General features: G+C 66.1%; 7 protein-coding genes, 1 tRNA gene and 1 pseudogene. 7 read left to right on the forward strand and 2 right to left on the reverse strand.

What is annotated here, in order from left to right:
* Positions 1-323: 323 nt before the first annotated feature.
* The 4 genes and pseudogenes from M2352_RS04455 to M2352_RS26560 all read left to right on the forward strand — a co-directional run.
* Positions 324-1,772: an NAD(P)-dependent oxidoreductase gene (locus M2352_RS04455; RefSeq protein ID WP_264663298.1), complete on the forward strand. Its 1,449-nt coding sequence runs from the start codon at positions 324-326 to the stop codon at positions 1,770-1,772.
* Between the two features lie 113 nt (positions 1,773-1,885).
* Positions 1,886-6,436: a glutamate synthase large subunit gene (gene gltB, locus M2352_RS04460; protein WP_264663299.1), complete on the forward strand. Its 4,551-nt coding sequence runs from the start codon at positions 1,886-1,888 to the stop codon at positions 6,434-6,436.
* Positions 6,437-6,747: 311 nt separating this feature from the next.
* The gene (locus tag M2352_RS04465) at positions 6,748-6,996 is read left to right on the forward strand and encodes a hypothetical protein (protein ID WP_264663300.1); all 249 of its coding nucleotides are present in this window, start codon (positions 6,748-6,750) and stop codon (positions 6,994-6,996) included.
* Between the two features lie 11 nt (positions 6,997-7,007).
* Positions 7,008-7,386, forward strand: a pseudogene (locus tag M2352_RS26560) (GltB/FmdC/FwdC-like GXGXG domain-containing protein); the annotation flags it as partial.
* Between the two features lie 105 nt (positions 7,387-7,491).
* Here M2352_RS26560 and M2352_RS04475 read toward each other — a convergent pair.
* A complete protein-coding gene (locus tag M2352_RS04475) occupies positions 7,492-9,213 on the reverse strand; it encodes an ATP-binding protein (protein ID WP_264663302.1) in 1,722 nt (573 codons plus the stop codon).
* A gap of 146 nt (positions 9,214-9,359) precedes the next feature.
* A complete protein-coding gene (locus M2352_RS04480; RefSeq protein WP_264663303.1) occupies positions 9,360-10,337 on the reverse strand; it encodes a complex I NDUFA9 subunit family protein in 978 nt (325 codons plus the stop codon).
* Between the two features lie 269 nt (positions 10,338-10,606).
* Here M2352_RS04480 and M2352_RS04485 point away from each other — a divergent pair.
* The 3 genes from M2352_RS04485 (at position 10,607) to M2352_RS04495 (ending at position 12,689) form a co-directional block, all read left to right on the forward strand.
* Positions 10,607-10,693, forward strand: a tRNA-Leu gene (locus M2352_RS04485).
* A gap of 165 nt (positions 10,694-10,858) precedes the next feature.
* Positions 10,859-11,485, forward strand: coding sequence for a ribonuclease D (locus M2352_RS04490; protein WP_264663304.1), 627 nt, complete (start codon positions 10,859-10,861; stop codon positions 11,483-11,485).
* Between the two features lie 277 nt (positions 11,486-11,762).
* On the forward strand, positions 11,763-12,689 hold the full coding sequence (locus tag M2352_RS04495; protein WP_264665303.1) for a KpsF/GutQ family sugar-phosphate isomerase: 927 nt from the start codon (positions 11,763-11,765) through the stop codon (positions 12,687-12,689).
* Positions 12,690-12,740 lie beyond the last annotated feature (51 nt).

The following is a 12,740-nucleotide window of genomic DNA, read 5'->3' on the forward strand; positions in this document are numbered from 1 at the left end:
GGCAGGTGGGCTGGCCGGGTGCGTTGCCGCACCGCGGCGAAGCGTCAGCCGGGCTTATATCAGCGCCCCGATGGTTTGGCGATTCAGGATGGTTGGGTACCCCGAAGAAGGCAATGGGTCCGAAACGGGACTAATTTTCTTTCCGATTTTGCGGCGACTTCGGGATGCGTGAGGAGCGCAGGGCTGCCTTGTCATAAATTGGTCAACATATGTTACCTATCGGCTTTTTTTTGCTCGCGGGGCCCTCTCTGATGGGGTATACGACAATTGGTCCGTGGAGTGGCGGACATCTTTGACTGTCGATGTTTCCAGGAGTTAAGGCGATGGCGAAGCAGAAGATGCTGGGCTTTGTGAAGACCGCGCAGTGTTTGCCGGACAAACGCAAGGCCGACGACCGCCGCCAGGATTTCCGGGAAATCTACGCCCGTTTCTCCGACGAGCGCGCCAACGAGCAGGCCAACCGCTGCTCCCAGTGCGGCGTTCCCTTCTGTCAGGTCCACTGCCCGGTGGGGAACAACATCCCCGACTGGCTGAAGCTGACCGCCGAAGGCCGTCTGGAAGAAGCGTACGAGGTGTCCCAGTCCACCAACAACTTCCCCGAGATCTGCGGCCGCATCTGCCCGCAGGACCGCCTGTGCGAAGGCAACTGCGTGATCGAGCAATCCACCCACGGGGCCGTGACCATCGGCTCGGTGGAGCGCTACATCACCGACACCGCCTGGGAAAAGGGCTGGGTGAAGCCGCGGGCGCCGGAACGGGAACTGGGCCTGTCGGTGGGCATCATCGGCGCCGGCCCCGCCGGGCTGGCCGCCGCCGAACAGCTCCGCGCCAAGGGGTACGAGGTGCATGTCTACGACCGCTACGACCGCGCGGGCGGCCTGCTGGTCTACGGCATCCCCGGCTTCAAGCTGGAGAAGGACGTGGTGGAGCGGCGGGCGACGCTGCTGGCCGACGCCGGCGTGGTGTTCCATCTGAATTTCGACGTGGGCCGCGACGCCACGCTGGAGACCCTGCGCGACCGTCACGCCGCGGTGCTGATCGCCACCGGCGTCTACAAGGCGCGCGACCTGGGCGTGAAGGGCGACGGGCTGGGCAACATCGTGCCGGCGCTGTCGTACCTGACCGTGTCCAACCGCAAGGATCTGGGCGACGCGGTGCCGGAATACGACGACGGCTCGCTGAACGCCGCGGGTAAGGACGTGGTGGTCATCGGCGGCGGCGACACCGCCATGGACTGCGTGCGCACCGCCATCCGTCAGGGTGCCAAATCGGTCAAGTGTCTGTACCGCCGCGACCGCAAGAACATGCCCGGTTCGCAGCGCGAAGTGGCGCACGCCGAAGAGGAAGGCGTGGAGTTCCTGTGGCAGGCCGCCCCGGAAGCCTTCGAGGGCACGGGCGTGGTGAGTGCCGTGAAGGCCGTGCGCATCCACCTGGGCGTCGCCGACGCCACCGGGCGCCAGACGCCGCAGGTGATCGACGGCTCGGAATTCACCATCCCCGCCGATCTGGTGGTCAAGGCGCTGGGCTTCGACCCGGAAAACCTGCCGGTCCTGTTCGGCTCGCCGGACCTGAAGGTGTCGCGCTGGGGGACGGTTCTGGCCAACCCGCACACCAAGATGAGCAGCCTGGACGGCGTGTTCGCCGCCGGCGACATCGTGCGCGGCGCCAGCCTTGTCGTGTGGGCCATCCGCGACGGCCGCGATGCCGCCGAGCAGATCCACGCCTACATCAAGGCCAAGGCCGCCGCGCCGGTTCTCGCCGCCGCCGAATAAAGCCTCCGACGGCTGTTATTCTTCCTTCGATGGGTTCCAAGGGCCTTGCGGCCCTTGGTGGGGTCAAGGGGCAACGCCCCTTGCTGTCTTCTAAGACGCGAAAGGGTCAATCGATGACCACCGAGATGAACCAGGGTGAACAGTTCGCCGCCGATTTCGTGCGCAACGCCGCCGACCTGACCACCGCCCACGCCTACAACCCGGCGGACGAGCACGACGCCTGCGGCGTCGGCTTCATCGCGGCCATCGACGGCAAACCCCGCCGCTCGGTGGTGGAAAAGGGCATCGAGGCGCTGAAGGCGGTGTGGCACCGGGGGGCGGTGGACGCCGACGGCAAGACCGGCGATGGTGCGGGCATCCACGTGCAGGTGCCGCAGAAGTTCTTCAAGGATCACGTCCGCGTCATCGGCCACACCCCGCCGGACAACAACCTGGCCGTCGGCCAGGTGTTCCTGCCGCGCATCTCGCTGGACGCGCAGGAAGACTGCCGCTGCATCGTCGAGGCGGAGATCCTCAACGCCGGCTACTATATCTACGGCTGGCGGCAGGTGCCGCTGAACGTGGACATCATCGGCGAGAAGGCCAACGCCACCCGCCCCGAAATCGAACAGATCATCATCGGCAACTCCAAGGGCGTGTCCGAGGAGCAGTTCGAGCTTGACCTGTACGTGATCCGCCGCCGCATCGAAAAGGCGGTGGCCGCCGACAACATCGCGGGCTTCTACATCTGTTCGCTGTCGGCGCGCTCGATCATCTACAAGGGCATGTTCCTGGCCGAACAGCTCACCAGCTTCTACCCCGACCTGCTGGACGAGCGGTTCGAATCGAACTTCGCCATCTACCACCAGCGCTATTCGACCAACACCTTCCCCACGTGGCCGCTGGCCCAGCCGTTCCGCACGCTGGCCCACAACGGCGAGATCAACACGCTGAAGGGCAACGTCAACTGGATGAAGGCGCACGAGACGCGCATGGAGCATCCGGCCTACGGCGCCCACATGGCGGATCTGAAGCCGATCATCGGCACCGGCCTGTCGGACTCGGGCGCGCTGGATGCGGTGTTCGAGGTGCTGATGCGCGCCGGCCGTTCGGCGCCGATGGTCAAGATGATGCTGGTGCCGGAAGCGCTGACCGCCTCCCAGACCCTGCCGGAAGAGCACAAGTCGCTGATCGCCTACTGCAACTCGGTGATGGAGCCGTGGGACGGGCCGGCGGCGCTGGCCATGTACGACGGCCGCTGGGTCGTGGGCGGCATGGACCGCAACGGCCTGCGCCCGATGCGCTACACCATCACCACCGACGGCCTGATCATCGGCGGCTCGGAAACCGGCATGGTGAAGGTTGACGAGACGCAGGTGGTGGAAAAGGGCCGCCTGGGTCCGGGCAAGATGATCGTCGTCGATCTGGCCAAGGGCGTTCTGTACAAGGACAAGGAGATCAAGGACGTCCTGGCCGCCCAGAAGCCGTGGGGCAAGTGGGTCCAGGCCACCACCCATCTGGACGAGCTGGTCCAGTCGGCCTCGCGCAAGGGCGAACCCGCCGACATGGACCGCGCCGAACTGCGCCGCCGGCAGCAGTCGTTCGGCCTGTCCATGGAAGACATGGAACTGATCCTGCACCCGATGGTGGAGGACGCCAAGGAAGCCGTCGGCTCCATGGGCGACGACAGCCCCATCGCCGTGCTGTCGGAGAAGTACCGCGGCCTGCACCACTTCTTCCGCCAGAACTTCAGCCAGGTGACCAACCCGCCCATCGACAGCTTGCGCGAACGCCGGGTGATGAGCCTGAAGACGCGGCTGGGCAACCTGGGCAACATCCTGGAGGAGGAAGAGAGCCAGTGCCGTCTGCTCCAGCTTGAATCGCCGGTGCTCAGCACCGCCGAATTCAACGCCATGCGCGCCTATATGGGCGACACGGCGGCGGAGATCGACGCCACCTTCCCCGTGGACGGCGGCCCCGACGCCCTGAAGGACGCGCTGAAGCGCATCCGCCAGGAAGCCGAGGACGCGGTGCGCGGCGGCGCCACCCACCTGATCCTGACGGACGAGGCCATGAGCGCGACCCGCGCGGCCATCCCGATGATCCTGGCGACCGGTGCGGTTCACACCCATCTGGTGCGGTCCAACCTGCGCACCTTCACCTCGCTGAACGTGCGGTCGGGCGAGTGCCTGGACACCCATTACTTCGCGGTGCTGATCGGCGTCGGCGCCACCACGGTCAACGCCTATCTGGCCCAGGAAGCCATCGCCGACCGCCAGCGCCGCGGCCTGTTCGGCGGGCTGTCGCTGGAAGAGGGCATGGCCCGCTTCAAGAAGGCCATCGACGAGGGCCTGCTGAAGATCATGTCCAAGATGGGCATCTCGATCATCAGCAGCTACCGCGGCGGCTGCAACTTCGAAGCGGTCGGCCTGTCGCGCGCGCTGATCGCCGAGCATTTCCCGGCCATGGTCAGCCGCATCTCCGGCATCGGCCTGAACGGCATCCAGAAGAAGGTGCTGGAACAGCACGCGCTCGCCTATGGTGAAGACGCGGCCCCGCTGCCGGTCGGCGGCTTCTACCGCTTCCGCCGTTCGGGCGACCGTCACAGCTGGGAGGGCGGCATCATGCACACCCTCCAGCAGGCGGTGAGCGAGGACAGCTACTCCACCTTCAAGAAGTATTCCGAAGCGGTGCAGAAGCGCCCGCCGATGCAGCCGCGCGACCTGCTGGAATTCCGCACCATCCGTCCGGCGGTGGCCATCGACGACGTGGAGAGCATCACCGCCATCCGCAAGCGCTTCGTCACCCCCGGCATGTCGCTGGGTGCCCTGTCGCCGGAAGCCCACGGCACGCTGAACGTCGCCATGAACCGCATCGGCGCCAAGTCCGACTCGGGCGAGGGCGGTGAGGATCCGGCGCGCTTCAAGCCCGACCGCAACGGCGACAACTGGAACTCGGCGATCAAGCAGGTGGCGTCCGGCCGGTTCGGCGTGACGGCGGAATACCTGAACCAGTGCCGCGAGCTGGAAATCAAGGTGGCCCAGGGCGCCAAGCCCGGCGAGGGCGGCCAGCTTCCGGGCTTCAAGGTGACGGAGATGATCGCGCGGCTGCGTCACTCGACGCCCGGCGTGACGCTCATCAGCCCGCCGCCGCACCACGACATCTATTCGATCGAGGATCTGGCCCAGCTCATCTATGACCTGAAGCAGATCAACCCCGACGCCAAGGTGTGCGTGAAGCTGGTGGCGCGGTCCGGCATCGGCACCATCGCCGCCGGCGTGGCGAAGGCCAATGCGGACGTCATCCTGATCTCCGGCAACTCCGGCGGCACCGGGGCCAGCCCGCAGACCTCGATCAAGTTCGCCGGCCTGCCGTGGGAAATGGGCCTGTCGGAAGTGCATCAGGTGCTGACGCTCAACCGTCTGCGCCACCGCGTGCGGCTGCGCACCGACGGCGGGCTGAAGACCGGGCGCGACATCGTGATCGCCGCCATGCTGGGTGCTGAAGAGTTCGGCATCGGCACCGCCAGCCTGATCGCCATGGGTTGCATCATGGTGCGCCAGTGCCATTCCAACACCTGCCCCGTGGGCGTGTGCGTGCAGGATCCGGCGCTGCGCGAGAAGTTCACCGGCACGCCGGAGAAGGTGGTCAACCTCTTCTCCTTCCTGGCCGAGGAAGTGCGCGAAATCCTGTCGAACCTGGGCTTCCGCACCCTGAACGAGGTGATCGGCCGCACCGACCTGCTGCATCAGGTCAGCCGTGGCGGTGCGCACCTGGACGATCTGGACCTGAACCCGCTGCTGGCCCAGGTCGATCCCGGTGAGAACGCCCGCTACTGCACCCTGCAGGGCCGCAACGAGGTGCCCGACACCCTGGACGCCCGCATCGTCGCCGACGCCCGCCCCCTGTTCGAAGAGGGCGAGAAGATGCAGCTCACCTACAACGTGCGCAACACCCAGCGCGCCATCGGCACGCGGCTGTCGTCCATGGTGACGCGCAAGTTCGGCATGTTCGGCCTGCAGCCCGGCCACATCACCGTGCGCCTGCGCGGCACGGCGGGGCAGTCGCTGGGCGCCTTCGCGGTCCAGGGCATCAAGCTGGAAGTGTTCGGCGACGCCAACGACTATGTGGGCAAGGGCCTGTCGGGCGGCACCATCGTCGTGCGTCCCACCACCTCCAGCCCGCTGAAGACCAACGAGAACACCATCATCGGCAACACGGTGCTGTACGGCGCCACGGCGGGCAAGCTGTTCGCCGCGGGCCAGGCCGGCGAACGCTTCGCCGTCCGCAACTCCGGTGCCTCGGTGGTGGTGGAAGGCTGCGGGTCCAACGGCTGCGAATACATGACCGGCGGCACGGCGGTCATCCTGGGGCCGGTGGGCGACAACTTCGGCGCCGGCATGACGGGCGGCATGGCCTTCATCTACGATGAGGACGGCAGCTTCGAACGCCACGTGAACCCGGAAAGCATCGTCTATCAGCGCATCGAGGTCGGCCATTACGAGTCGATGGTGAAGGCGCTGATCCAGGAGCACGTGGACGAAACCCAGAGCCGCTTCGCCGAGCAGATCCTCAACGACTGGAGCCGCGTGAAGGGCAAGTTCTGGCAGATCGTGCCCCGCGAAATGCTGAACCGTCTGGAGGTGCCCGTCACCGCCGACGTCAAGGCGATCCCGGCCGAGTAACGCACTGCCGGTGTGGACATGAAAACGGCGCCCTGGGCAACCGGGGCGCCGTTTTCATTTAGCTTTGACTTTATAGCTTAGAGTCCTTTAGTCGCTTATCGAGGTATTTGAAGGATTCTAAGCTTTTGGTTTTCCGTAAAATTCATAATTCAAACGATTTTTCTTGAACATATCGCGGCCTGGAATGAGAAACTAGGCTTCATGCACTCGTATATTGATATGATTTTTCTTGATATGTATAAAAGCGCATCATACCCTAGATTAAGAGCTGTTTTTCGCAATGCATTCTATGGCTTTGTCAGGAGAATAAAATGTCTAATCAGGGCATAGAAAAAAATCTCGACGGGCATATCGTGGGCTTGGCTTCTGTAGGTATATCTGCCAAAGCGGCTGATTTGGCTGTTGAGGCTGCTCGTAATGCTGGAGAAGTATTAAAGGAGTCTTATCAAGAGCTTTCACCTGAAACAAAAGCTTTTAGTCTTGGAACCTTGCTTGGTTCTGTGATTGGTGTGGTTGCAGGAATTGGGATCGGGATCGGAGTAATGGCTTCTAAAGATTAGTATTATTCGATGGGAATTTTGTAATTTATGGCGCTTGGGATGAGAAGGTCTTCTTGGGTATTTTAAGGATAGATATCCATGATTTTATCACTGGCAAGGTGTTCGCCGCGGGGCAGGCCGGCGAGCACTTCGCGATACGCAACTCCGAAGCCCTGGTGGTAGTGTATGGCTGTGACTCCAACGGCTACGAGTACATGACGGGCGGCATGGCCTTCATCTACGATGATTATCCAGGAGCACGTGGACGAAACCCAGAGCCGCTTCGCCGAGCAGATCCTCAACGACTGGAGCCGCGTGAAGGGCAAGTTCTGGCAGATCGTGCCCCGCGAAATGCTGAACCGTCTGGAGGTGCCCGTCACCGCCGACGTCAAGGCGATCCCGGCCGAGTAACGCACTGCCGGTGTGGACATGAAAACGGCGCCCTGGGCAACCGGGGCGCCGTTTTTGTTGTGTGCAGCCACGCAGCCCCTCGCTCCCCCGGGGAGAGGGGAATTGTTAAGCCGACGGTGTTGCGCCCGCGGTGAACAGGGCGTGCAGGTGGTCCAGTACCGCCCCCACCTCCGGGTCGATGGCCGACGGATCGGCCAGGGGGACCAGATGGTGGAAATCGCCGGGAGCCAGCAGCGGCGCCCCGCCCGTCCGCTCGCTCAGGCGGCGGAAGAACAGCTCGGCGAAACGGTTCAGGTCGCGCTGCTGCGTCTTGGCCGCCCAGATCAGCGAGGCCGCCCTGGCCGGCGACTCCTTCCACGTCTGGAAATCGGGGAGGGAGGAATCGAAGACGAATTCCAGCACCAGCGCGTCCAGCACCGCCTGCACGTCGGCGGCGCGGGGGCTGAACAGGTCGGCGTCCCTCAGCGTGTAGCGGGCCAGAAGGTCGGGGGTGACCACATGGTTCGCCACCCCGTGCCGCTGCCAATGCACCAGCGTCAGTCCGCCGTGGGTGACGGTGCCGCCCCCAGCACCACCCCCCAGAATGGCCAGCCCGCGCAGGCCGGGCATGAAACCGGTCAGCCCGTCGAAATGGTCCTGGGGCACGATGCCGCCATCGTCGGCCAGAAAGGCGTTGATCCGCTCCGCCCACACCCGCGCCGCCGGGTGGCCGGTGCGCCCGGCCAGCGCCCGCAGCATGGGCAGGGTGGCGGGATCGTCCACATAGAGCGCATGGCCCGGCGCGCGGGTCTTGATGTAATGCTCGGTGCCGAACGGCTTCAGGCTGGCGCGGATGTCGTCCTTCTTGGTCAGGTCGTCGGCCTTGCCGTCGATCAGAAAGGTCAGGTTGGTGTCCAGCGCGTCGTTCAGCACGATCTCGGACCCGGCGGTCAGGATCACCTGCGTCCCGTGTTCCGCCGCGATGTCCCGCAGCAGCGGGTACAGCCGCGCCTGCTGCCGCGGTTCCAGATGGGTGTCGGGCGCATCCAGCAGCGCCACCCCGCCGCGGTGGGCGAACAGCCCGGCCAGGATCAGCAGGATCTGCTGCACCCCGCGCCCTGCCGACGGCAGGTCCAGCGGTTCCCGGATGCCGGCGTGGCGGTAGGTGAGATCGATGGACCCGTGGGCCGTCTCCTCGGGTGTGCCGAGGGCGGCCCCGGTCATTCCCTCCACCAGGGTGGCGATCCGGGCCCAGCCGTCCGGGGACGTGCGGTGGACCGTGCGGCACAGGTTGCGCAGCACCTGCCCGGTGTGCCCCTGGCCCAGCAGGGCGGCGATGCGGGCGGGCGGCAGCACGGGTTCTTCCATGTCCAGCCCCGCCACCGGCGGCAGCAGGGTGACGGACAGGGCCGCCGCCCGCGCGATGGTGCCCATGTCCGCCGGATCGTCGGGGCGGGCATAGAGCAGATCGTCACCCTGGCTGCGGAACCGCATGGTGACCGGAACCGCCGTGCCGTCCACGTCGATGCCGGCGGTGATGGTCATGGGGATGTCGGTGTTGCCGGTGCGCACGCTGGCCCGGTGCCAGAGCAGCCGCACCCGGCGCACCGGCACCGCCGCGATGGCCAGCCGGTTGAGCGGCACCGCCCCGCGGTCGCGGGGGGCGGCGCTGCGCCGGGCCTCATGCCACGTCCGCACCGCCTGCGACCACAGGGCCAGAGCCTGGAGCGCGCTGGTCTTGCCGCTGCCGGCGGGCCCGGCCAGCACGGACGGGTGGTTCAGTTCGATCCGCTGCCGGCTGCCGAAGGTCTTGAAATTCTCGATCTCAAGGTAATGCAGAAACGGCATGGAACCGGATTCCCTTTTCCTGTCAGGACGCGCCACCGACCTATACAGCGAAACACGGGGCCGGCGCAGTGTGAATCCGCCCATGAAAAACCCCGGCCTGACGGGCAGGCCGGGGTTTCCGGTGAGCGCCGGGACGGGCAGAGGCGTTACGCCACCCCGTGGCCGCTTTCGCGGGCGGCGGCATAGCGGCCGCCGACGATGAAGCGGGACAGGTACGTCGGCACCGTCACTTCCACCGTGGTGGGGGTGATGCCCAGATCGGCCAGGCCGGGGGCCGAGGCCGAGACCACGTTGTCGGTCTTCAGCATCTCCACCTGATCCTTGGTCAGCGGCGGGGTGATCAGCGGGATCTTCTCGCACAGGCCGCCCAGGATTTCCGCGGCCTTCCACGGCAGCGGCAGCAGCAGGCGCTTGCGGTGCACCTCCTTCAGGGTCAGCGCCAGCAGCTCCTTGAAGGTATAGACGGTGGGGCCACCCAGCTCATAGGTGCGCCCCTGCGCCTTGGGATCGTGCAGGGCGGCCACCACCGCCTCGGCCACGTCGCCCACATAGACCGGCTGGAAGCGGGTCTTGCCGCCGCCGATCAGCGGCAGGGCCGGGGCGATCTGGGCCATGGCGCCGAAGCGGTTGAAGAACTGGTCCTCCGGCCCGAAGACGATGGACGGGCGCAGGATGGTCGCTTCGGGGAAGGCGGCCAGCACGGCCTTTTCCCCCGCGGCCTTGGTCCGGCCGTATTCGGCGGCGGACTTGGCGTCGGCGCCGATGGCCGAGACGTGGACGAAGCGCCGGGCGCCCGCGGCCTTGGCCAGGCGCGCGATGCGGCCGGCGGCCTGCACGTGCGCGGCCTCCACCGTCCAGGGGCCGTCGTTGTGGAGGGCGCCGATCAGATTGATGACCACATCGGCCCCGTCCACCGCGCGGGCGACGGAGTCGTCGCTGCGCACGTCAACCGCCAGCGGCACGATCTGACCGACCGCACCGGCGGTTTTCAGGAATTGCGCCTTGTTGGGGTTGCGGGTGGCGATGCGGACGATGGCGCCCGACCGCGCCAGGCGTCGGATCAGATGGCGGCCGATGAACCCCGACCCGCCGAACACCGTGACAATCTGATAGCGAAAGGACATCGACCTTCTCCCGTGCCGTTCGGAACCCGCCCGGCCCAGGGGGCGGCTGTCCGCCACCGGCCGGCAAAGCGTGCTTATACCCAATGCCCGCGCCAAGGACCAGCCCGCCCATGCGGACACTCTGTTATTTCCCCGCCGGATACGGATACGGGTATGGCGGATGGGGTTTTTCCCGCCGTGACGATTTTTTGACGGGGGCATTTTTTTCGTGTTGACACCCCGGTCCGATCCCTCTAAAAGTCCGCCCACCAGAGAGCACCACCTACTAAGCCCAGGTGGCGGAATTGGTAGACGCGCAGGTTTCAGGTACCTGTGGCAGAAATGTCGTGGAAGTTCGAGTCTTCTCCTGGGCACCAAATCTCGGCAAGGCCGCGCACTCCCCTCCAAAGAGGGTGAATGTCGCGGCTTTTGCCGTTTCTGGACTTTGTTTCGACTTGCGGGTTGCTTGACCCTCGGGTCTTTTCCCATGCCGGGGCCTGGCCGTCGGGGCCGGGGGCCGGCGGACACGCGCGGGAGGGGCTATGCCCATTGAGCTTCACGACGGCGACCTGCCGGACGGGCTGGACCTGAAGTCCACCGCCCGCGACAACGCCATCGCCATCGACAGCGAGACCATGGGCCTGAACCCGGTCCGCGACCGTCTGTGCCTGATCCAGCTGTCCAACGGCGACGGCACCTGCCATCTGGTGCAGTTCCGCCGCGGCGTCTATGACGCGCCGAACCTGAAGGCGCTGCTGACCGACCCGGACCTGACCAAGCTGTTCCATTTCGCCCGGTTCGACGTGGCGATCATGAAGGCGTATCTGGGCATCGACTGCACTCCCATCTATTGCACCAAGGTGGCGTCGAAGCTGGTGCGCACCTTCACCGACCGCCACGGGCTGAAGGATCTGTGCCGCGACCTGCTGGGGGTGGAGCTGTCCAAGCAACAGCAGTCCTCCGACTGGGGGGCCGAGGAGCTGACGCCGGAGCAGATGAAGTACGCCGCATCGGACGTGCTGCATCTCCATGACCTCAAGGCCAGGCTCGACGTGATGCTGGCCCGCGAACAGCGCACCCATCTGGCCGAAGCCTGCTTCCGCTTCATGCCCGCACGGGCCGAGCTGGACCTGATGGGCTGGGAAGACCCCGACATCCTGGCGCATTGATTGCTCCCCCCTCTCCCTTCCTATCATGGCGGGGAGAGGGCTTTTGTTCTCCGGGCCGGATATCATTGCCCCATGGCGCAGGGGGCGGCATACTGCCGCCGGTTTCGGCCGGTGGGGGGAGCCGGGCCGGAGCCGTGCCCGAATACGCGAACGGAAGTCGTCAAACGTGAGCAGCATCCTCGACCAACACGCCGGCAACGGCACCGCGGTTCCCCACGCCGTGGCGGCGGACGCGCCGCCCAGCCCCGCCTGTGCCGCCGCCGCCCGCGTTCTGCGGATGGAAGCGGACGCGCTGGTGGCCCTGGCCGATGGGCTGAACGGCGCCTTCGACCACGCGGTGGCCCTGCTGGATGCGGTGAAAGGCCGCGTGGTGGTCACCGGCATGGGCAAGAGCGGTCATGTGGCGCGCAAGATCGCCGCGACGCTGGCGTCCACCGGTTCCCCCGCCTTCTTCGTCCATCCGGGCGAGGCCAGCCACGGCGACCTGGGCATGGTCACCACCGCCGATGCGGTGATCGCCCTGTCCAATTCCGGCGAAACGGCGGAACTGTCGGACATCGTGGCCTATACCCGCCGCTACGGCATTCCCCTGGTGGGGATCACCCGCCGCCAGGGGTCGGCGCTGGCCGAACAGTCCGACGTGGCGCTGCTGCTGCCGGCGGCACCGGAAGCCTGCCCGCTCAGCCTGGCCCCCACCACCTCCACCACCATGATGCTGGCGCTGGGCGATGCGCTGGCGGTGGCGCTGATGGAGCGGCGCGGCTTTTCCGCGGCGGATTTCCACCAGCTTCATCCCGGCGGGTCGCTGGGCAAGGCGCTGCTGAAGGTGTCGGACGTGATGCACAAGGGCGACGGCATCCCGCTGTGCCGCACCGACGCCCCCTTGAGCGACGTGGTGCTGGAGATGACGGCCAAGCGGCTGGGCTGCGTCGGGGTGGTGGACGCAAACGGCGACCTGACGGGAATCATCACCGACGGGGATTTGCGCCGGCACATGAATCCCCATCTGCTGTCCCAGAAGGCGGGCGACCTCATGTCGCAGCGCCCAAAGACCATCCGATCCCGCGCGCTGGTGGCCGAGGCCTTGCGCGTGATGAACGAAAAGGCCATCACCAGCCTGTTCGTCATCGATCCCGAAACCAGCCCCGGCCGTCCGCTGGGCATCGTGCACATCCACGATTGCCTGCGGGCCGGGGCGGCCTGACCGGCGGCGTTTGCCGGCGGCCTCAGGGACAGCAGAGCAAGGGACCAAGCT

Origin of the sequence: Azospirillum fermentarium (assembly GCF_025961205.1) — a bacterium.
Classification (GTDB): Bacteria; Pseudomonadota; Alphaproteobacteria; order Azospirillales; family Azospirillaceae; genus Azospirillum; species Azospirillum fermentarium.